Origin of the sequence: Glaciecola sp. KUL10, from assembly GCF_003203515.1 — a bacterium.
In the GTDB taxonomy this organism is placed as follows: Bacteria; Pseudomonadota; Gammaproteobacteria; order Enterobacterales; family Alteromonadaceae; genus Glaciecola.
Genome location: NZ_BGNG01000003.1, coordinates 109,339 through 131,066 on the forward strand (window position 1 = coordinate 109,339; position 21,728 = coordinate 131,066).

At 40.8% G+C, this 21,728-nt stretch carries 17 protein-coding genes; 2 read left to right on the forward strand and 15 right to left on the reverse strand.

What is annotated here, in order from left to right; translation table 11 throughout:
• Positions 1-5: 5 nt before the first annotated feature.
• From KUL10_RS06695 to KUL10_RS06775, 15 genes are all read right to left on the reverse strand, one after another.
• A complete protein-coding gene (locus KUL10_RS06695; RefSeq protein ID WP_110428146.1) occupies positions 6-1,385 on the reverse strand; it encodes a sigma-54 dependent transcriptional regulator in 1,380 nt (459 codons plus the stop codon).
• Positions 1,382-2,563, reverse strand: a complete 1,182-nt coding sequence (locus KUL10_RS06700) for a PAS domain-containing sensor histidine kinase (protein ID WP_110428147.1) — start codon at positions 2,561-2,563, stop codon at positions 1,382-1,384. The genes KUL10_RS06695 and KUL10_RS06700 overlap by 4 nt, the downstream gene beginning before the upstream one ends.
• A 144-nt stretch (positions 2,564-2,707) precedes the next feature.
• Positions 2,708-4,180 (reverse strand): sigma-54 dependent transcriptional regulator, encoded by a 1,473-nt coding sequence (locus KUL10_RS06705; RefSeq protein WP_110428148.1) that lies wholly within the window; start codon positions 4,178-4,180, stop codon positions 2,708-2,710.
• Between the two features lie 189 nt (positions 4,181-4,369).
• Positions 4,370-5,221 carry a pirin family protein gene (locus KUL10_RS06710; protein ID WP_110428149.1) on the reverse strand — a complete coding sequence of 284 codons (852 nt, stop codon included), beginning with the start codon at positions 5,219-5,221 and terminating at the stop codon, positions 4,370-4,372.
• A 97-nt stretch (positions 5,222-5,318) separates the two neighbouring features.
• Positions 5,319-6,464: a UDP-4-amino-4,6-dideoxy-N-acetyl-beta-L-altrosamine transaminase gene (gene pseC, locus KUL10_RS06715; RefSeq protein WP_110428150.1), complete on the reverse strand. Its 1,146-nt coding sequence runs from the start codon at positions 6,462-6,464 to the stop codon at positions 5,319-5,321.
• Positions 6,461-7,459 carry a UDP-N-acetylglucosamine 4,6-dehydratase (inverting) gene (gene pseB / locus KUL10_RS06720; protein WP_110428151.1) on the reverse strand — a complete coding sequence of 333 codons (999 nt, stop codon included), beginning with the start codon at positions 7,457-7,459 and terminating at the stop codon, positions 6,461-6,463. The genes pseC and pseB overlap by 4 nt, the downstream gene beginning before the upstream one ends.
• Before the next feature lie 57 nt (positions 7,460-7,516).
• On the reverse strand, positions 7,517-11,119 hold the full coding sequence (locus KUL10_RS06725; RefSeq protein WP_110428152.1) for a 6-hydroxymethylpterin diphosphokinase MptE-like protein: 3,603 nt from the start codon (positions 11,117-11,119) through the stop codon (positions 7,517-7,519).
• On the reverse strand, positions 11,120-11,440 hold the full coding sequence (locus tag KUL10_RS06730) for a hypothetical protein (RefSeq protein WP_110428153.1): 321 nt from the start codon (positions 11,438-11,440) through the stop codon (positions 11,120-11,122).
• Positions 11,440-11,868, reverse strand: coding sequence for a flagellar export chaperone FliS (gene fliS, locus KUL10_RS06735; RefSeq protein ID WP_110428154.1), 429 nt, complete (start codon positions 11,866-11,868; stop codon positions 11,440-11,442). Before fliS ends, KUL10_RS06730 begins: the two co-directional genes overlap by 1 nt.
• A gap of 74 nt (positions 11,869-11,942) precedes the next feature.
• The gene (gene fliD / locus KUL10_RS06740; RefSeq protein ID WP_110428155.1) at positions 11,943-13,403 is read right to left on the reverse strand and encodes a flagellar filament capping protein FliD; all 1,461 of its coding nucleotides are present in this window, start codon (positions 13,401-13,403) and stop codon (positions 11,943-11,945) included.
• A gap of 14 nt (positions 13,404-13,417) precedes the next feature.
• Positions 13,418-13,861: a flagellar protein FlaG gene (locus tag KUL10_RS06745; protein WP_110428156.1), complete on the reverse strand. Its 444-nt coding sequence runs from the start codon at positions 13,859-13,861 to the stop codon at positions 13,418-13,420.
• 83 nt (positions 13,862-13,944) lie between these two features.
• Complete coding sequence (locus KUL10_RS06750; RefSeq protein ID WP_110428157.1) at positions 13,945-14,784, reverse strand: flagellin; 840 nt, start codon at positions 14,782-14,784, stop codon at positions 13,945-13,947.
• Positions 14,785-16,031: 1,247 nt separating this feature from the next.
• Positions 16,032-16,862 carry a flagellin gene (locus KUL10_RS06760; RefSeq protein ID WP_110428159.1) on the reverse strand — a complete coding sequence of 277 codons (831 nt, stop codon included), beginning with the start codon at positions 16,860-16,862 and terminating at the stop codon, positions 16,032-16,034.
• Positions 16,863-17,230: 368 nt separating this feature from the next.
• Positions 17,231-18,058: a flagellin gene (locus tag KUL10_RS06770; RefSeq protein ID WP_110428407.1), complete on the reverse strand. Its 828-nt coding sequence runs from the start codon at positions 18,056-18,058 to the stop codon at positions 17,231-17,233.
• Between the two features lie 400 nt (positions 18,059-18,458).
• Positions 18,459-19,295 (reverse strand): flagellin, encoded by an 837-nt coding sequence (locus KUL10_RS06775; RefSeq protein ID WP_110428161.1) that lies wholly within the window; start codon positions 19,293-19,295, stop codon positions 18,459-18,461.
• A gap of 426 nt (positions 19,296-19,721) precedes the next feature.
• On the opposite strand from KUL10_RS06775, the gene KUL10_RS06780 reads away from it, so the two are divergent.
• Positions 19,722-20,492, forward strand: a complete 771-nt coding sequence (locus KUL10_RS06780; RefSeq protein WP_110428162.1) for a methylamine utilization protein — start codon at positions 19,722-19,724, stop codon at positions 20,490-20,492.
• Complete coding sequence (locus KUL10_RS06785) at positions 20,482-21,714, forward strand: hypothetical protein (RefSeq protein ID WP_110428163.1); 1,233 nt, start codon at positions 20,482-20,484, stop codon at positions 21,712-21,714. Before KUL10_RS06780 ends, KUL10_RS06785 begins: the two co-directional genes overlap by 11 nt.
• The last annotated feature ends 14 nt before the right edge of the window (positions 21,715-21,728 follow it).

Here is a 21,728-nt window from a genome sequence, read left to right on the forward strand (position 1 = left end):
TATGGTTAATTGGGTACCTGAATACCAGAGTCACGCATTTTAGCTAGCTTGTAACGAAGTGTTCTCGGACTGATGCCTAACTTTTCAGCAACATCTTTGCGTTTACCGTTAAAAGCTTGAAGTGCATCTAAGATGATTTGGTGCTCTTGCTGGCGTAATTCTGAACCCAATAGTTTAGCGTTTTCTTCAGGGGGTGGATTTGACACTTCTTGATACATGCTTTGAGGCATCACTTGAGTTCTCGTTAGAGGAATCGCGCTGCTTGCTTCAATGAGCAGATCATCCGCAGTTATCAGGTTTCCTTCAGCTAGAATCAAGGCACGCTGTATCACGTTTTCTAGCTCGCGAACATTGCCCGGCCAACTATGATTTAACAGTTTTTGTTGAGCACTCATACTCAGATCTGGAATCCCAATATTTTGCTGCAGTGCGTGCCGATTCAATAAATGAGTGGCTAGTGGAATGATATCGCCAGTGCGTTGCGCCAAGGGTAACCATGTTATTGGGAATACGTTGAGTCGATAGTATAAATCTTCTCTAAATTTCCCTTCCTCAACCGCCAATTTTAAATCACGGTTACTAGTAGCAATTACCCTTACATTTAATGAAATAGTTTTTCTACCGCCCAAACGCTCTACTTCACGCTCTTGTAATACTCTGAGTAGTTTTGATTGCAGCGCTAAATCCATTTCTGTTATTTCATCAAGCAACAACGTACCCTCTTGGGCTTGTTCGAACTTACCGGGACAGGCTTGGATAGCCCCCGTAAAAGCACCTTTTTCATAACCAAATAAGGTCGCCTCAAGCATATTTTCTGGGATAGCAGCACAGTTGATTGCGACAAAAGGAGCTTCGTTGCGTTTCGATTGATCATGTATGTAACGCGACAAGACTTCTTTACCAGACCCGCTTGGACCCAGTACCATCACAGTAGCGTCTGAACGAGCCACTTTTCTTGCTAAAGCCAACATATTGACGCTTGATTCGTCACCTACAATGGGGGTTTTAGACTCGACTTTTTGTGCCGGCGCGTAGCGACCCACGCAGTTTAATAAGACCTCTGGAGCGAATGGCTTTGATAAATAATCAGTTGCTCCATCTCGCATTGCTTGGATCGCATCGTTTATGTTGGCGTATGCCGTCATCAATAAAACGGGTAAATTGGGGTATTTGGCTTTAATGCTTTTTAGGAGTGATAGACCAGTCATCGCTCCCATTTGAATATCGCTGACCACCAAGTCAAATTTACCTTCTGAAAGTTTAATCATCGCATTTTCGGCGCAATCTACTGGCGTCACTTGATAACCACCCAATAACAAAGTGTCGACTAACGCTTCACGCAAACCGTGGTCGTCTTCTACAATTAAGATTTTTGTTTTACTCATGATGATACTCCGTTAGATATTGCAACTACTGAAGAGTGACCGTGAGATTGAGCACTCGCAAAATTTTGATTTTCTTGGAATGAAGGTAAGCAAAGCTCAAAGCTAGCACCTACACCGTTACTATTGTTACGAGCACTAATTAGGCCCTTGTGAGATTGTGCCACGGATTTAACGACCGCTAGTCCTAACCCCGTCCCTTGTGATTTAGAGGTGTAAAAAGGCTCAAATATTTTGGATACTTCTGCCTCATCAATCCCTTTACCTTGATCAACAACTGAAATGCTCACAAATGGTTTGGAATCATGGGTCACAGACGCCATTACTACTTTAATTGACGAATGTTCATTTGAGGCCTGAATTGCATTGTGCAGCAGATTAGAAACCGCTCCAGATATCGCTGTTTCATTCCCTAAAATTGTTATTTTGGGATTAAAGGCATTGGTTTGTATGTCTATTTTCTTATGAAATGCTGACGCATCAACTGCAGCAATCGCAGCATTAACCACTCCAGCAGCATTAACAGGTTTCACTATCTGTTGATCACCACTTTTTGCAAACAGAAGCATGTCATTGACCTGACTTTCAAGGTCCTTTAGACGCGTCAACAGTTTGTTTGTAAATTTTTCTGCAATAGGATTGTTAAGATTGAGAGATTTAAGGTTAGCTGCGTACAGCATTGCAGAGGACAGTGGTGTTCTTACTTGATGCGCAAGTGTTGCGACCATTTTACCTAGTGATGACAGCTTTTGTAGATGGCTGAGGCGACTCTGTAAATCACGTGTTTCAGTTAGATCTGTAATGACAATTAATTGACCTTTTTCTTCTTCAAGCGGTGTAATTGTCAATTTGACTTTTCGACCGTCTCGCAGAGACACTTCGTGCCCGTCATCAGCTTGTGGCTTAAAAGAACGGACAATAATATCTCGCCACAAGGTTGCTTCTAATGGCTCTCCTAGTAACGTAACAGCCTGCTCATTAGCCTGTCTGATCATGCCTTTATTATCTAAAACAATCACGCCGGCGGGCATAACTTGTAATAAATGAGTCAAGCGGTCAGATTTTTTTCTCAACTCTTCTAATTCGTCAGCTTTATTAGACGTATGTGAAGCGATATCCACAACCTGAATCGGTGGAACTGCGCTAAGCAGACTTGAAGGGTGTTCACTTGAATGTTGCATAATCCTCTCTCGTCTAAAAAGACAAATGTACAGAGGAGATTTGCACAAGACATGCCAAAATTAATCAGCTTTAATTTCAATAGCTTAAGCTAAAAAACCAAAGCAACTGCTGTCAATTTACTGACATTAGAAAACAGAACGCGACTAATTTTGACGACTAATTTCGTATTTACGCATTTTTTCAACAAGCGTAGTTCGACGCATACCAAGTTGATCGGCAGCTCTGGCAACTACCCATTCTTGTTGATCTAAAGCCTGCGTAATCAGGTTTATTTCTAAGTCTGACAAATACTCTTTTAGGTTTACACCATCGCTTGGAAGAGAAGCACTCACCGTGGGAGATATAGGAGCTTGTCCTTGTTCATGTTGATTCATAGCATCGTGGTTGTCGGGGCTTAGCATAGTATTTGAGCCGAACAATTCATTTAAAGCTTCTCTTTCTGATTGTTCTTCGCTTAAACCAGAGTCGCTTATTTCTGTATTTCCATATTGATACTTGCTCGGTAATTTCTTCAAGTCAATAAGGCCATTAGGATACAAAATAGCGAGCCGTTCAACTAAATTAGAAAGTTCTCGTACATTGCCCGGCCAACTGTGAGTAGTCAGTGAGCGCAATGCTTCTTCATTAAACGTTACACCAATTTCATTATTAGCTTTCATGCGCGAAACTAATTCTAGAAGCAATAAAGGAATGTCTTGCGCTCTTTCGCGAAGTGCTGGCGTTTCTATCGGAAAGACGTTTAATCGGTAAAATAAATCTTCTCTAAATTTACCATCTGTGATCATTGTTTCTAAATTTCGATGGGTTGCAGCAATGATTCGAACGTCACAGGAGATTGTCTTGGTGCCACCTACTCTTTCAAAAATCCGTTCTTGTAAAACTCGAAGTAGCTTAACCTGCATCTGAAGAGGCATGTCACCAATTTCATCCAAAAAGAGTGTGCCACCTTCAGCCAGTTCAAAGCGTCCTTTTCGCGCCCCTACTGCACCAGTAAACGCTCCCTTTTCATGCCCAAACAGTTCACTTTCTAGTAGCTCCCCAGGGATAGCGCCACAGTTAACCGGAATAAAAGGTCCCTTTTGACGTTTTGACATGTAATGAATGTTTCTTGCAACCACTTCTTTACCTGTACCAGACTCGCCCAATACCAATACGTTGGCGTCTGTGGGGGCGACCTGCTCAATCAATTTGCGCACATCTTGTATACCACCGCTATGCCCAACTAGTGAACGGAACAGTCTTGTTTTACCCGAGTTTTTAGTATTGGAGGGCGCATTTTTTGCGTTGAACTCTTCACTTTTACTAAGTAGTTCTTGCATGTTTGGCAATAAAATAGGTTCGAACAAACTTCCGATCAAATTAGGGAAAGTGACATCATTTGACAACTGAAAGCCAATATTAATAAAAGGCAAAACAGAACATTTTTGGATGATTTCTTCAGCTTCTTCTGGGATCTCGCCATCTAGGAAAATACAAAACAGGTCTGGTTTAGTTTTGATTGTTTGAAGCGCATGTTTATAGTCAGTATTAGATACTGCCTCTCCCATAAAACTGAGAATGATATTCAGATTATGTTTACGATCTTGATTATCGCTAATAATCAGAATTTCCTTCATTTTGACTCCAACGTATTTGTTTTTATTGTATTGAAAGCTGTCGATATACTACCCAAAACCCTGCAATTGGCAAACATATCGTTGTGAATAGCGGGTATTTTTACGCTAAAACCGCATTATCGAACGTTTATTAATCAAAAGTCTAGGAATTAGATTTTTGCCAATTGAGCTTTCTTATCATATATATCGTTAAGGTAATGGAATGTGCTCTTTATTGTCGTCTGGAATTGAAGGAAAACGACCATGTTGCCAGTCGTCTCTTGCTTGTGAAATACGTTCTTTAGAAAATGATACAAAATTCCAATTTAAATAAGGTGTACTCAACCACTTTTTACCCCCTAGCATCACGACTCGACCTGAATTTAAAAATTCAAATCCTGATTCGTTTTCAAGTAAAATAAACTCGCCAGCGCCATAAGACTCTCCATCTATCGCTACAGCACCGTCAATCACATAAACCGCAGTCTCATGCGAAGAATGTGGTTTTTCTATATGACTACCTACTGCCGCAGCAATATCTAAATAAAACATTGGAGAGTAGGTTTTAACAGGTGAGCTCATGCCGAACGCTTCACCTACCACTAAACGCATCATAATATCTTCGTGAATAATATGTGGTAATTGAGCTTTTTTGACATGATTAAAACTTGGCTCCAATTCGGCCATGGTTTGAGGAAGGGCAATCCAACACTGCAAACCATTGATGCGATGCTGATTTGCTCGCACCTCAAATGTTTCCCGTTCAGAATGCACAATCCCCTTGCCCGCTGTCATCCAATTAACATCACCAGGCATAATCTCTAAGTGATTACCTAAAGAGTCTCTGTGTAGGATACTACCTTCAAATAAATAGGTGAGTGTAGATAGACCAATGTGCGGATGTGGTCGGACATTAATACCCTGCCCTGCCTCAAATGATGTAGGCCCCATATGATCAAAAAATATGAAAGGCCCCACCATTTTCTTTTTTTCATGGGGCAACACTCTTTTTACGCGTAAACCACCCAAATCGTGTTCAGTCGCAAGTAGCTTGATGGCCATACCAACACCTTTTTTAAATTTCGTACGTAATCGCTTCGTTGAATTTAAAGCATATGGTTAGGCCAAATGCAAGTTTGCAGGCCATTAAGTCGCGAAGTTAAGACAATATAGAATTTAAAGACTCTATTACCTTGCCTTGTTCCGACGCTGTCAAAGAAGGGTAAATTGGAAGTGTTAATGCATTATTGTAGAAATGTTCAGAATGCGGGAAATCGCCCGTTTTGAATCCTAATTGTTGATAAAATGGATGAGTATGAATAGGTATATAGTGAACGTTTACGCCAATGCCTCTGTTGTGTAATTGTCGATATACGTCACTTCGGTCATGAATATTCAAAACAACCATAAACAGATGCCACGAATGCTCTAGTAGCTTTTCTGCACTCGGTAAGGTTAATGGTAAATGTGCTAATTCATCAAAATATCGCTGTGCGATTTTACGGCGTTTTTCCATAAAACCGTCAAGTTTCTTTAATTGGCTAATTCCCAATGCTGCTTGTATATCGTTCAATCGATAATTGAAGCCTAAGGCTATCTGTTGATAGTGCCATGGGCCGTCTTGCGGGCTTGTCATTAAAGCTGGGTCGCGAGTGATACCGTGCTTGCTAAATAAAATTAGCTTTTGATTAAGTTCAGCGGAGTTTGTAAGCACTGCACCACCTTCCGCAGTAGTCATTGACTTAACCGGGTGAAAGCTCAGTACTGTCATATCTGAAAATTCGCAGCATCCTACTTTTTTCTCTCGATAGGATGCTCCGATACTGTGAGCTGCATCTTCTACGATGTTGATGCCATATTTTCTGCAAATGTCATGGATACTTTGCATATCACATGTTGTACCCGCAAAATGCACAACAATAAGTGTATGAGGCAAGCAGTTCAGTTCCTTAGCCTGCTCGACTTTAGCTTTCAGAGAGTCAACGCAGATATTAAAAGTAACCGGTGAAATATCCACGAAGTCCACTGATGCACCGCAGTACAAAGCACAATTTGCAGACGCTGCAAAAGAGTTTGGAACAGTCCATACAATATCACCCGTTCCTATCCCTAGTGACAAACACGCGATGTGTAAGCCAGAGGTGGCACTATTGACAGTAGTGCAAAATTGAGCCCCCGTATAGTGGCAAAGTGCAGTTTCAAACTCAGGTACTTTTGGACCTTGCGTCAAATTGTGATTCTGTAAAACATCAACCACAGCATCAATATCATCTTGGTCAATAAAATGCTTGCCATATGGGATCATAATGAACTTTTATCTAGCTCTTTTAATTCATCTACTGTTAAGAAGTGATGATTGGTGCCTGAATGATATTCAAAGTTTTCTTCCACTTTTTTGCCCACTTCTCCCAATTTATTCTTGTCGTATTCAACATTTTTATCAAAGAACTTGATTGCCGGCGTAATGACAAAGTGGTCGTCAAATTCAAAAGAATGATGAGACATTTCTTGAGGCACCATTACTTCGTGAAGTTTTTCACCCGGCCTTATGCCAACCAATTCATATTCTCGTTTACCGCTAATACTTTCAACTAAATCGAGAATCCGAATAGAGGGTATTTTAGGAACAAATATCTCTCCACCCTGCATACGTTTAAAACTATTCAGCACAAATTGAACACCCTCATCGAGTGTAATCCAAAAGCGAGTCATACCCTCATGTGTTACTGGCAACTTTTCAACGCCTTGCTCAAGCAACTGATGATAAAACGGCACGACAGAGCCTCGACTGCCCACTACATTACCATACCTAACTACCGCAAAACGAGGCCCACTAGCGCCAGCAATATTATTTGCTGCGATGAACAGTTTATCTGATGCTAATTTTGTTGCCCCGTATAGATTGACTGGGTTCGCTGCCTTATCAGTTGATAGGGCAATAACGCGATGTACCCCTTCTTCAATGCATGCATCAATAACATTTTGAGCGCCATTGATATTGGTTTTAATACACTCATTTGGATTGTATTCTGCAGCTGGCACTTGCTTAAGCGCCGCGGCATGGATGACAAAATCAATATCTCTAAGGGCGGTTTTTAAGCGTGGAGCGTCGCGGACGTCACCAATAAAAAAACGCAATGATGGATGTTTGAAGCTCTGTTGCATTTCGAACTGTTTTAATTCGTCTCTCGAAAAAACAACGACTCGGGTTGGCTTAAAGTTAGCTAATAGATAAGTAATAAAACGCTTACCAAATGACCCAGTGCCACCGGTGATAAGAATACTCTTGTTGTCGAACATGTATTTTCCTATTTTGAGTTTATAGGGTCAGTACTTCACACGTTCAAACTATTCGCTCTAAGAGAGATTTGCCTCGATAGTGCTTTGCAAGAACCAAGGACCTAACAAATCATATGCGCGATACTGACGTTCAAAATACTGCCCTCGCGATCCCAAATTATCTTTGAAAGTCGCGACGTTGAGCGAATTTTCATACTTGTTGGCTAGTTGAGCTGTGTAGGTATTAAAATTAATAAAGTGGTCTGTTGCCAATAATGGCAGCAGATTTGTGTCAATAAAACCACAAGCGTCTGTACTAAATTCGTCTCGCTTCTCCAAGTAAGCAGATTTCAAGCCAGATTTACAAAAAACTGGTTTATAAACAAAGCGATTAAAGGTTCTTATATCAAAACTGCGCTTCAAAGACTCTTTTAACAACCATTTAAACGTAAAAAATGGCACTTCGCCTTTGTATATTTGTTCAGAGGTAAACATTCCGTGTTCAGGCGGTGTCCACATGATACTCAAGTTAGCCACACTTTGCGTGTTGTAGATTTCCTTCTGCCATTTGTCATATTGACCTATAAGCACTATCAGCGTTTGAATTTCAGAAGAGTGCAGCGCTTTATGTTCTGTTATTGCTTGACTAGCGCATAATGATGTTTCAGCAAACACAATATTGATTTTTTGCTTATCTAAATTTTCAGTTCGACTGATTGAATAAGTCGCGTGTTCAGATAAAAATGCTGCTAGTTCAGCAATGATATGTTTGTTGTTAGTGACAATGTTGAACTTGAGATACTTTTTATCTTGAAGTAACTGAGACAAAAATATTTCCTCGCGGCGCCAGATAAAAGAACACGAGGTATCGAATACTTGCTCCTCTCTAGCACAAAGTTGAAAGCAGTCCTCAAGAATTTCGGTGTAGCTAAGCAACACACTATTTGCAGTATCAATCGCTACTTTTTGGTTTTCTTGCAAGAGGGTTTTGGTAAATAATGCATTTAATCCATTGGTCATTGAATGAAAATAAAAGAAAAAAAGCGAACTTTTAGCCTCGTTTCCTGACTGATACTGCTCAATTAAAAATTGCCTGACGTCATCAACCAACTGCCGAATATCTTCTTTTGAGCTCAGTCGGGTATTAAAGAGCCTTTTAAAGTCTTTAATTGTGCTCAATAGTTTTGAATTATCATATTTTTTGCTGAAAAGAGGTAAGAATTTTTCGGTATCGATCGTTACAAAGCACTCATCAAAGTGACTCAGTACCGCCTTTTTATTTTCCTCAGTACTCAAGACCAAAACAGCATCTATATCAAGAGGATTTGCTCCTCTTATCAAAGCACCATCGCTTGTATTATAGGCATTGCAATTTGGGAAGGACTCAAACGCCTGCTCCATCGACATTCGTGCAATATCAAACTCAGTTTTTGTGCTAACTGCATGGCGAAAATTCCCTGCTACAGGGATACCAATATTGAGACTTTCAGCATAATCGTAAGTTGGTTTGCCCTGTGCATCATAATATGCAGATGTTTTAGAGTGGTGATGATTGGGATCAACAAATCCCAAGTCTGTACCAAACAAGTAAATATTCTCAAAACCTGCACGTAAAAAGAAAGTCAAAGCAAAATTTGAAACAGTTGGATATGCCGTATCCAACATGCCAAAAGCAACATTACCGATAAGGTCATGAATAGCCCTAGATGAAGCTTCACCTTGTTTAAAAGCCAGCTTAACGTCTTTGTACAACTCGCAAGTATCAGGGTGAATGCCGTTACAACTGATAAGGGTTATTTCCTTTAAAAAGGCTCTATCACCTAATAAATTTGCCCAGTCGTGAGTGGAGCGATACTGTTCAATTTCAGCATGAAAATCAGGTCTGATATTGTGCTTGTATAATGCTTGTAAAGCAGTACCACAACTCACGATAATCACTTGCTCTGCATGTTCTTTGATAACATCAATACTGTAGTCAAGCGAGGGGCCGTTACCGACAATAAATATGGGCAATTCCTGGCTTCTCTTTTTCTTTAAAATAGCAGGTGAGTGGCTAGCAAGAAAGGGAGTGTTTCGTTTGATAGATTCAACAGAATGATTTATGCCAGCAACTGAATGATCAAAGTTTTCACTCATTGACATCATCAACTTTAATTGCTCTCTTAGTTTTTCAACAGCAGCATTTAAAGCTGGGTTTTCATAGGCTTTATATAGATAGGTTTCGTTCAATACGTAGGGGCCGATTCGATAAAAATGTGACATCAAATCGCTCGAAAAATGACTGCCGTCATCACCAATATTCAAATACAGATAGCTCTCATCAGCTTGGACTTTATCGAATATTTTTTGCCAATCAATCGCGTATAAACTCGCATAAAAAAAGTCAGGGTTAGGTTCGAATACAAATAACTGTTCGATACTTTTTTCTTCAACTAAATTTTCAAAACCATACCCCATCGCTAATCCGAACATAATCAGCGCTTTGCTTTTTTGCGGATGCTCACTCTGGCGTTTCTCTAGCTGATTCATTACAGATTCAGTTTTGATTAAAAATCGATTGTGTAAAAAATGCCGCGCTTTGTTTCCTCGATAACCAATGATGAGTCCATCACAATTAGGTTTTTTGTTAAAACGTTGATACATCCCTTGACTATGCTGCCGGCTTTCGTCTCCATAAAATGGCACGAGGCTATGATTATTAATCGCATTGATGCTATTTTCAGTGCTGATAATCTGCCAATGAGTCGGATGATAGTTTTTAAATCGCAGATGTAATTCCGGGTAGGTTTTTTCTAATGCTGCAAGGTTCTTTTGAAAAAGAGAATGTTGTTTTGTTATCCCCTTCCATTTTGTCGAAGAAAAACGGGAATGCCAAGCAGGCACAGACGCTAATATGCTAGGAGCTGATGGATTGAGAGACACGTTGTTTTTCAGCTGCTCCCAAGTATTCTCTTGAATCAGTGTGAAAATTTGATTGTGCAGATAAGTATGAAGATGTTTGAACACAAAAACATGACGACACTCAACATGTTGTTTTAACTCTGCTAAATCACTAAAAATATCTTTTGCTTTATCCCCAAGTTGAAAATAGATCGAAACATTATTATCTGCAGCATAAGTTAAAATTACGTCCCAATCTTCTGACAAAATCGAAGCACGCAATACAGCAGTGTCGGCCTCATATAAAATAACGTGTTTCGCTTTGGTTTCTTGAATTAACGGTAAAATATGCTTTCCCAATCCAATTCCCAAAACAACTAAAACATCTGCGCTATGTTGCGATAGGGCTCGCTTTGCGTTGCTCGCGCAATGGTTTAGCGCCTCTATAGCTGAATGATTATCGCTGTTTAGCTGATTAGTGTGGCTACTTTCACAATCAAAATGCCTGAGGTACTGCCACTTGTTCCGAACTTGTTCAGCTATTTCGATGTCTGGTTGAAGACCATAAAAAGTGTCGCCTGTCGCATAATTGACAATGTTTAGGTGAGCATACTTGTTCACAAACAGTGCATATGAAGAGGGAACGACCTCACTCAGTTGTTGCACCATGTTTGGCACATATTGCTTAAAAGCCGCTATGTTTCTTTGGTAGTGTTGATCAATTAGCTTAGAGCACTTTGCTTCTAGGGCTTGTTGCTCATCTTCACTAGCAGCAACATGCATACGGATGTCATTTATCATTTAATAAGCTTGATTATATTTTTTTACGGCGTTGCGACCTACGCGAATATTGTGTAAAACATCGCTTGATTCCTTCAACATTGCGCTAATAAAAGTATTAAGATATTCGTTGATTGGGTTTTCTAACTGAGCAAATGCGCGTTTTTTTGACGCTGGCATCATTGATAATTGCTCAGTGATCTGTATGTGCCTTTGATCAATAAGATCAGCTAAGCGTGCAGTATCCGTTTCGTTGCTGCCTAAGATTGCTTTTATCTCCGCATTTATTTGCAATAAACATTGCGGTGTAAGCGCATGATTTAGACATTTAATTTCGTTCATTAAACGGCCTGTTGTTGTGCTCTTTTTATTTCATATGCTTCTTGTTTGGCTGATTCAGGTATCTGCAACCAAGCATCTTTAATCGGTGAAAACAACTCCATCACCTCAGTAATAATACTAGCATCGTTTTTTACATTTGCATCAAGTAAGCGTTCAACCATATAGTCATAAAGTGCATAAAGTTTTTCTGAAAAATCACCGCCAGCTTCCATATCCAACGTGTCTCTAAGATTGACAATGATTGCCGTCGCTTTGGTAATATGCTCAGCTTTATGCTCGTAGTCTTTTCTTTCGATACAGCCTTTCGCCGTTGCCATCTTATCAAGTGCGCCTTGCATCAGCATTAGCGTTAAACGATGCGGATCCGCATTGGCAATATCTTGCTTCAGGGTGCCCTTTTTATATGCATTAATGCCTTTAAGTGCCATGTTATTACTCTTTAAAAGTTTATCGTTAATTTACTTCGTTAGTATCGTAAAAAACCAAAAATCTCGCTTACAAACTAAAGCGCAGATAACAATGCTAAGCTCGTTTGGTTTAGCCTTGCGACTGTTTGATCAAGATTGATATAGCGGCCTCTTATCGTATCTTCAAAACTTATCATACGAAGTTCAAATTGCTGCCGCTCAGTATTTAAAATATCTTGCTGGTCTTGAGCTGTGTCTTCACGGTTCGCTAGGATACCGCTTCGTTCAGTGTAACTTTCTAAGAACGTACTCAGCTTGGTTGCAACGCCGTCATCTGAATTGAAAAGCTTTTCAATGTCATCAAAGTTGTCGTCAAGCGCGTCATTTAAGCGCGTGCTTCCCGAACCCACACCAAAATTTGTCGCACCAATTTCGAGTTGACCTTGATCGTTGAGTTCAATGCCGAGTTGAAACAAGTTCCCCAACTCAGAACCCTCTACAGCACTTGTAACAATGTTATTGAGTCCATTCATTAAACCACGAATAGTTGAATCACCTGATAGTGGGCCGTCATCTTCAAGTTCAGTCGCACCAAAACGAGTTAAGCTTTGCAATGTGCCGACCATATCATTGTACTTATCAACAAACTCTCTAATTTTTTCTTCTAGGCTTTCTTTGTCAAAACCGATGACTAATGTCGATGCAATTGGATTGCCGTCTGAGTCCAGTTCTGAAAGTTCTGACACGTCAAATTCAACATTTTGAATAGTATTGTCAAAATTATTTGACTGGCTCTCAACCGCAATCCCGTCGACGACTGCTTTCGCGTTTTGAGCTGATGTTATTGGCATGAGGTATGTGGCTGTTTCAGATGAATCAGTCGTTGAGATCCGTTGTAATTCAGCATTGTCAGTATCGTTGATAATGCTTAAATCATTGCCATCACCAGACACGCTAGAATTAAAGACAAGTTTAAAACCGCCGTCAGTATTACCTGTGTTAATGATGTTAGCTGTTACGCCAAAGTTTTCGTCAGCTTCATTAACTGCTTCACGAAACTCAGCGAGGGTCATTCCATCAGTAATGTCAACGGTAAACGACTGAAATTCACCTTCATTTTCAGGATCAGGTGCTTTAAACGTAAGCGAGCCAGTGCCACTGGAAAGCAACGCTTCATCACGAGCAGCAAACCCACCATCAACTGCATCAGCGGTCTCTATACGGCTTCCACTAGCCAACTGGGTGACAGAAATTTTGTATGAGCCTTGAAGTGCGTTAGTCGCTGCCTCAGCGGTGAATGGCGAAACATCTTCAGAAGGATTTCGAACCGTTGGTTCACGTTCGTTTAAGAAGCTATCTTGGCCGAGCTCTTCGACAACGTCTTCAAACTCGCTAAGTTTTGACTTTACTTGGCCAATACTAGAAATTTCAGTGCTTATGAGTTCTTCACGAGTATCCAACGTTCGTGCTTTTGGAGCACGTTCAGCCTCTATCAACTGAGTCACTAATGACTCTAAGTCGATTCCTGAACCAACACCTAACGATTGAATACTCATGTATTACCTCATAATCAGTATTTCCCGTTCACTAACAAACCAACCGCATTACCATTTTCGCTTGTGATTTGTTTCATTTGAGCGGCAATATCTAGCAGCTCTTGGGACGGAATTTGCCGTATAACATCACCAGATTCCTGATCTTTAACCGTTACAACAGATTTGTCCGTCTGCTCATCGATACTAAAGGCTAACTTTAGATTCGTTTGCCTCGCAAAATCGCTGAGCTCGGCTACTGCTTGGTTAAGCTCTGGTGAAACCTCTCTCGTATTTGTATCGGCTTGCGAAGCATTACCTTTAAGTGTATTTTCACCTGCGCGAACCTCAGAAGTTTCATCTGGTTTAGCTATTTGTTCTTGCTCTAATTTACTTGGTTTTTCGGTTGAATTATTAGCAACCAAACCGTCTACTTTTATTGCATTAGCAAATGCTGAGCCATTGTTTGATATTGAGTCCATAATGTTCTCCTACTACAAACGAACAAAGCAGCCTAAGTAACATTACTAGGCTGCGCTGCTACCAATAAAGAGTGGTCTATCTATTACCCAAGTAATGCCAACGCAGACTGCGGTGCCGAATTAGCTTGCGATAATATTGATAAGCTAGCTTGCTGGATTATCTGATTACGCGTCAAATTTGAGGTCTCTGTCGCAAAATCAGTATCTTGAACACGAGAACGTGCTCCTTGAAGATTTTCACCCACGTTAGCTAAGTTTCTGATCGTTGACTGGAAGCGATTTTCAAGTGCACCTAGATCGCCTCGAACAGCAAGCACCGATGATAATGCAGCGTCAATCGTATCTATTGCAGCAGATGCGCCTGCGGCTGTATTTACCGTTAATGCATTGATACCTAAACCTGTCGCACTAAAACCATCATTACCCGGAATATTTCCTGCAGAAAGATTCACGCTAACTGTCTGACCCGAGTTTGAACCTACCAAAAACGCGGCTGAAAACGCACCGTTGAGTACTTCAACACCGTTGAATGTTGTATCAGTAGCAATTCTAGATATTTCAAGTTTCAAGGCAGACACTTCTTTTTGAAGCGCCGCACGATCAGAATCTGAATTAATACCGTTTTGAGCTTGTACAGCTAACTGGCGAATACGTTGCAATGCACCAGTCGTTTCAGTCAATGCACCTTCTGCAACCTGAGTTAACGAAATCGCATCATTCGCATTTCTTGTCGCTTGCTCTAGACCTTGCACCTGTGTGGTAATTCTTTCAGAAATCTGAAGACCTGCGGCATCATCAGCAGCACTGTTAATGCGAATACCTGAAGCTAAACGCTCGTATGACTTGTTTAAAGACGAACTTGATTCGAACAAATTGCGTTGTGCGTTGAGAGCCGCAACATTTGTGTTTACAAAAATAGACATATATACCTCCAACAATAAACCGGTAGCATGGGTTCATTGGATTCGTTTTATGTTTGTTTGGTCACTACTCCGCACAAACAACCTCTTGAGCTACGCCGTCACGTTGAATATAGGCTCGACACTGCATATATTCAGGCGCATTACCTCTCAGCTAAGGTTATCGACGCTAAGGCGAGGAACTTTAGCGTTTTTTTAAATTTTTTTGATTTTCTTTTTAACCTACTGTTTTTAAATGACAATAAATCGTCAAAATACTTTACACATGTTGTTTTTTGAGGCTTTTTTTTGTGATTTACCTTGGTTGGTTGTTTTTGCATCGCAGTGTTGATTGTACATCGCATCAAAAGCTTTTGGCCTAAGCGGGGACTCGTTTTAACAGGATCGCCTAAGCGCACATCCATGTGCAGGCTCGAAGCACTTCATCCTTGAAGTACACGCCTGTTAAAACAAGTCCCCGCTTAGGCCAACGCTTTTGAGAGTTCAGCATTGCCTCTTCCATAAAGCCTGTACTCTTTGGCGAAGAGGCATAACTTGGTAAGAGAAATACGAACCGATAACACGTTAAAAAATTTGTTTCTAGTGTAAAAATTTGAAGCTCAAAACACTATTTTTGGGTTGTGGATTTTGATCTTGCGTATCAAAACACGACTTCGAAGAAATAATGTCAAACCTTCAAAAGCGCTGCCCCAGAACGGTGTCCCCTTCAGACAGGCGTGTACTTCATGGATGAAGTGCTTCGAGCCTGCACATGGATGTGCGCTTAGGCGATCCTGTCTGAAGGGGACACCGTTCTGGGGCAAAAGCTTTTGATGCGATGTTAAATCGACACTGCGATGTAAAAACAAAGAAATAAAAAACTGGCATACAGAATGCTAAGAGAAAAGTGTTAGACGCGATATACGTTTTTTACGTTCAACAGACGTAAAAAAGCCGGACCAAAGGGCGGTCCGGCAACTTGCTCACGTTAGGAGGTGGAGCAAAGACGGTTTTCGTCGGCTGGCGGGATATAAGAACACTTTAGATTACTGGCCTCTCAACCAAAACAATCTTCTATACTCTTGGTCCTGCTAGTCGACATTTTACTACGCACGATATCCTTGTAGCTTCGAATTTCCCATATAAATCAACACGATAAACCTGATACCTAAGCACAAACGTGCAAAACTGTATCTCACCCCAAAGGGTCACCATCCTTGGCAAGAGAGGGCCTCTCAGTGCCAATTCTAAATTTCATTGTTATTGCCTAACTAACCTTGTAGTAGACTCAATGCTGCTTGAGGTCTTTGATTAGCCTGAGATAAAATTGTGGTACTTGCTTGCTGAATAATCTGCAAACGGGTCAGTTCTGCCGTTTCAGCGGCAAAATCTGTATCTTTTATGCGTGACCTTGCCGATGATACGTTTTCAGCAACATTACTTAAGTTTCGAATCGTCGACTGAAACCTATTTTGAATAGCCCCCAGATCAGCACGAGTTCCATCAACCGCTTCAATAGCCGCATCGATTCGATCAAGCGCCGTTGAAGCCCCAGAATTTGTTCTAATATCGATATCAAACCCTGAGAAAAGCCCCGAATTACCAAAGCCTCCATCCTTCGCGAGACTAATGCCAATTTTTTGGCCTGAATTCGCACCGACCAAAAATTGTGTCGAATAGTCACCCTGCAGCAAATTGATACCTGCAAACTGAGTGGTCTGCGCTATTCGACTGATTTCAAACTTCAACGCCGACACTTCTTTTTGAAGTGCAAGCCGATCAGCTTCAGAGTTAATACCGTTTTGAGATTGAATCGCCAATACCCTAATTCGTTGTAAAGCATTAGTCGTTTCTTGTAGTGCGCCTTCAGCTGTCTGCGCTAATGAAATTCCATCATTTGCGTTTCTAACAGCTTGATTCAAGCCCATTACCTGCGTCGTCATTCGATTGGAAATCTGCAAACCAGCTGCATCATCTTTAGCACTGTTAATTCTAAACCCAGATGAAAGCCGCTCAAAAGTGGTTCCCAAGTCTGTGGTTGTATTGATAAGTTGTCGCCTCGCATTGATTGACGAGACATTAGTATTTACAAATAAAGACATAGTCTTTCTCCTAACGATTTAAAAAAGCAGCTATTTTTATTATATTTGCCGCATTGTGTTATTTAATTGGCACGCATTGTGCTTTACCTATTTGAGTCATGGACTGACTCATGTTCATCATCAAACGCAATAACGATGATGAAGCATATGCTGTAACAGAGCGTGAGCTCTTGCTGACAGGCAGGTATGGTGGTCCAGACCTCTATACCTCTCACTACCTCCTGGCATCATTCCTGTCAGTCGGCAGTTCAGTATATTTTGGACAGATCTTCCCCCTGAGCTTAATTACTATTAATGCTCATATACCAACCCGTTTTTTAATTCTTTGTTTCAGTTACGTTGCTGAAAACGCGCTTACACTAAGCCTTTTATTGCAGTAACTGCAATGCCTGTTGTGGACGTTGATTTGCCTGTCCTAGTACCGTAATACTCGCTTGCTGCGTAATTTGCCACCTGGTCAATTCACTTGTTTCATCAGCAAAATCTGTATCCACTATTCGTGAACGTGCCGCAGAAGCATTTTCCACCACATTACTTAAATTTCTTATTGTCGATTGAAATCGACTTTGTAATGCACCTAGTTCCGCTCGCTTGGTATCGACGATCGATACTGCTAAGTCTATTAAATCTATCGTTGATGATGCTTGCGCCTGAGACAGAATACTGACTTCAGCATCACCAAATAATCCGGCTATGCCATATCCACCTGCCCTAGATAAATTGACTGGCAAGTATTGTCCGGTATTGGCTCCGACTAAAAAAGTAGAAGAAAAAGTGCCATTTAATATATCTACACCTGCAAATTGAGTCGTTTCTGCAATTCGATCAATTTCATCTTTTAAAGCCGAAACTTCTTTTGCCAGTGCTAACCTATCGTCATCACTGTTGATACCGTTTTGTGCTTGGATTGCCAAGACACGAATACGCTGCAAGGCATTGGTTATTTCTTCCATAGATCCCTCTGCAGTTTGAGCAAGAGAAATCCCATCGTTTGCATTTCGGATTGCTTGATTCAGCCCATTTACTTGAACCGTCATTCGGTCAGAGATCTGTTGACCTGCCGCATCGTCTTTTGCACTGTTTATTCTAAAACCTGAAGATAATCGTTCGAATGCTGTATCCAATCGACTGTTAGCCGAGTAGATCTGGCGTTGCGCTTCTAACGCAGACACATTTGTATTAACAAATAAACTCACGATTTTTCTCCTAACGATTTTTTGCATTTTATCTTTCATCTTTGGTGCTTATTTGCACTCTAATTTTTAAGACTACTTTTCAGATAAAATACTGTTCGCTGGCTATGTATCGCTTTTTTGCGATTTAGATGTCTCTTAATGGACGTGCCAATGGCGAATATACTTTTAGTTTGCTGGGAGTTTTTATTATTGTTTCCCTGCTTGAAAACTGTATCGGACAGACGCAGAAAAACCTTTAGAAAGATTTCTAAATTATTTGAAAAAAAGAATGGAATAAGCGGCCAGGCAACGCCTGGCCATTCGCTCAGTGTGTCGAGAGTGAGCGGACTCTCCGTGTATGGTACATGACGCTAGTTACTACCTCCTGGCTTCATTCCCCAAACACGAGGGTCAGTAGGGCTTAACCAAGAAGCTGCAGTGCCGACTGTGGACGCTGATTAGCCTGTGATAGTATGGTTGTACTTGCCTGCTGTATTATCTGATTACGCGTCAGATTTGCTGTTTCTGTTGCAAAGTCAGTATCTCTGATACGTGAACGTGCCGCAGAAATATTTTCTGATACGTTACTCAAATTCCTGATGGTTGATTGGAATCGGTTAGTTAATGCACCTAAGTCTGCACGTACACCGCCGACTGCAGAAATAGCGTTATCTAACGCAACGAGCGCTGCTGAAGCATCACCGAATGTTGCTACCGTTAAATCGTTTATTCTAAGGCCAGCCGAACTGAAACCATCGATGCCAGCCAAATTAGGGCCAGATAAGTTAACTGAAATGGTTTGACCACTGTTTGCACCGACCAAAAACGAAGCAGAAAAATCTTGTAATAAGTCGACTTTGTTGAATTGAGTATCAGTTGCTATTCTTGTGATTTCTGTTTTTAGTGCAGAAACCTCTTTCTGAAGTGCATTGCGGTCAGCTTCTGAGTTGATGCCGTTTTGTGATTGAACAGCTAACTGACGGATACGTTGCAATGCAACAGTCGTCTCGTTAAGTGCGCCTTCAGCAGTTTGGGTCAACGAAATTGCGTCATTTGCGTTACGAACGGCTTGGTCAAGTCCCTTAACTTCAGTAGTCATACGCTCTGAAATTTGAAGACCTGCAGCGTCGTCCGATGCACGATTGATTCTGAAACCAGACGATAAGCGCTCGAATGAAGTGCTCAACGAGTTACCGGTATTGGTTAGTTGGCGTTGGGCGTTTAGCGCCGAAACATTGGTATTTACGAACAAGGACATAAGTCTCTCCTACACTCTCAGTCCAGCACTTGCTGGCGGCCGGACGTGACTCCGGTGGATTAAAAACACTTGTAGTACAAAAACCATCGCTTCGGATAAGTTATTGAACTGGCTCTCTCGTATTTGGTTATCGACGATGGGGAAATTCCCTTTAACTAAAATTTGCTTTTTTTTATTCATGGCGGCAAAAAATTGCCGCCTTTTAGTTATTGGCTGTTAATTTCACATTGAAAAACAAGGGGTAAGAGACACAAAAACTAATACAAATAAATTTAATTATTTTCCGGTCTTCAGGCATTAAGTTAAGAACAATGTATATCTATCAAGATAAAAGTGATTATTGAGGTAGTTAAAGAAGCGATAAATTAAAGAATACTCAGTAAATAAAGATACACCTTATATATATCGGTTTTTTTAAGGCCAAATATGTCTTCTTCACTTACCTCAGTTAATTCCGCGGCATTACAAAAAGGCAAGAAACACCTTTATATTGCAAAGACAAAAAGAGTTGATGTAAGTGAGCTTATTTCTTTATTGTGTGCGGTACTAATTTGTTTGTATCTATTTGTACTTTCTTTCTTCTCGTCATCCGCACTAGCAAATGAGCAAATGCAAATAAAGGTATTGGTTACTTCTAGTGAGAATCTTCCGCTGGCTTCAATGATAGTAGAAGTAGAAACCACTCAAACAAATAAACAAAGCGCCGCGCGCAAGTCTGTTGCAGTTATGGATCAAATAGACCAACAGTTTTTTCCACATATTTTGGTGGTGGAAAAAGGCCAAGCTGTTAGCTTTCCAAATTCTGATGATATAAAACACCATGTATATTCTTTTTCGCCTACTAAAACGTTTGAACAACAGTTGTATAAGGGGAAAAGCGCAGATCCTATTTTGTTTGAACAACCCGGTATTGTTGAACTTGGCTGTAATATACACGACTGGATGCAAGGGTTCATTTATGTCGCTAAGGGAGGGCAATACGCGATAACAAATGAAGACGGAGTTGCTAATATCAATATCGATGGTGAGCTAACTCGTATTCATGTATGGCATCCACTTATGCAAGAGGAAACGAAAAGACTCAGTGCTAACATTTCAGCATTAAGTAAGGTTGGGGATACGTACAAAATTGTGTTAAGCAAACCAATGATTAAAAGCTTATCTGACTATGAAAGGTTGAATATAGATGTTTATTAGATATCTACGTTTGTGCCTAGTGCTGAGCAGTCTATCAATTTTCACAGCACAACTAGATGCTCAAAACCACGAATTTTCCGGTATTTCTAGGTTTAGTCTGATCAACACGAATGCAGACAAGAGCTTTTTAAATGAAGGAACCGATATAGTCCGACATGATCGCAACGGATTCTCATTAACTCAAGCAGCATTAGCAATAGAGTCTGATTGGGGCAATGGGATAAGTAGTGAGATAACCACTTTTTTTCATGACGATGGGGATTTATCTTTAGGCTTAAGTGAAGTATTTATTAAGTATAAACCACTCCAACGCGCCAAAAAGAAGTGGCAACTAAGGCTAGGTAGCTTTTATCCCGAACTATCTTTTGAGAATAACCATACTGCTTGGTTATCATCTGATACTTATCAGTTTTCTGCTATTAACGCTTGGGTCGCAGAAGAAATGCGCATTAACGGCGTAGAACTGAGCTATAGTCAAAATGGTAGAAGCATCAGGAGTCCATATAGTTGGGATATTCGTGGAGGACTTTTTAAAGGGAATGATACCTTTGGTTCATATCTTACGTGGCGAGGCTTTGCAGTGCATGACAGGCAAACCTTATTTAATGAAACCGTTCGTTTTGCCCCCTATCCAGAAGTGTTAAACAGACAAACAATTTGGAGCCCAAACGACGTTCAACCCTTCAGGGAAATTGATGGTCGCTGGGGCGTTTATATAGGTGCCCACCTAGCTTACTTGAGACGCGCCGAGCTAAGGTACTATTTTTATGACAATAGAGCCGATCCAGATAAACTCACACCAGAGCGCTACTATGCATGGCATACAATATTCCATAGCCTGTCATTGAACTATCAACTTACCGAGTCTACTAATCTGAAAATGCAGCTCATGGACGGCAGTACCCTAATGGGTTACCGAGTTGTTTACGCTGATTTTAGTGCTGCTCACATTCAAGTCAAAACTCAAATATCCAACCGTATCAAGCTGACTGCTCGCGCTGAAACATTTGATGTCTTCGAAAACGACAATATGCCCCTAGATAACAATCATTCAAATGGGGTGAGTATGACGGTTAACAGTCAGTATGAGATTGATGAGCACAAATCAGTTGGGCTTGAATATTCATTTGTGAAAAACTACGCGTACAACCGACCCAGCTTATCACTTTCTCCAAAAGCAGTTGTGCGTCAGTGGCAACTCACTTTAGAACTAAGGTTTTAAAGTGAGCCATTGGC

Coding starts and splice junctions, on each gene's coding strand:
- KUL10_RS06760 (WP_110428159.1), bottom strand. CDS start 16,862: ATGTCTTTATTTGTAAATACTAATGTCTCGTCAATCAATGCGAGGCGA.
- pseC (WP_110428150.1), bottom strand. CDS start 6,464: ATGATCCCATATGGCAAGCATTTTATTGACCAAGATGATATTGATGCT.
- KUL10_RS06710 (WP_110428149.1), bottom strand. CDS start 5,221: ATGGCCATCAAGCTACTTGCGACTGAACACGATTTGGGTGGTTTACGC.
- fliS (WP_110428154.1), bottom strand. CDS start 11,868: ATGGCACTTAAAGGCATTAATGCATATAAAAAGGGCACCCTGAAGCAA.
- KUL10_RS06750 (WP_110428157.1), bottom strand. CDS start 14,784: ATGTCTATTTTTGTAAACACAAATGTTGCGGCTCTCAACGCACAACGC.
- KUL10_RS06745 (WP_110428156.1), bottom strand. CDS start 13,861: ATGGACTCAATATCAAACAATGGCTCAGCATTTGCTAATGCAATAAAA.
- KUL10_RS06725 (WP_110428152.1), bottom strand. CDS start 11,119: ATGATAAATGACATCCGTATGCATGTTGCTGCTAGTGAAGATGAGCAA.
- KUL10_RS06730 (WP_110428153.1), bottom strand. CDS start 11,440: ATGAACGAAATTAAATGTCTAAATCATGCGCTTACACCGCAATGTTTA.
- KUL10_RS06695 (WP_110428146.1), bottom strand. CDS start 1,385: ATGAGTAAAACAAAAATCTTAATTGTAGAAGACGACCACGGTTTGCGT.
- KUL10_RS06775 (WP_110428161.1), bottom strand. CDS start 19,295: ATGTCCTTGTTCGTAAATACCAATGTTTCGGCGCTAAACGCCCAACGC.
- KUL10_RS06705 (WP_110428148.1), bottom strand. CDS start 4,180: ATGAAGGAAATTCTGATTATTAGCGATAATCAAGATCGTAAACATAAT.
- fliD (WP_110428155.1), bottom strand. CDS start 13,403: ATGAGTATTCAATCGTTAGGTGTTGGTTCAGGAATCGACTTAGAGTCA.
- pseB (WP_110428151.1), bottom strand. CDS start 7,459: ATGTTCGACAACAAGAGTATTCTTATCACCGGTGGCACTGGGTCATTT.
- KUL10_RS06780 (WP_110428162.1), top strand. CDS start 19,722: ATGTCTTCTTCACTTACCTCAGTTAATTCCGCGGCATTACAAAAAGGC.
- KUL10_RS06785 (WP_110428163.1), top strand. CDS start 20,482: ATGTTTATTAGATATCTACGTTTGTGCCTAGTGCTGAGCAGTCTATCA.
- KUL10_RS06700 (WP_110428147.1), bottom strand. CDS start 2,563: ATGCAACATTCAAGTGAACACCCTTCAAGTCTGCTTAGCGCAGTTCCA.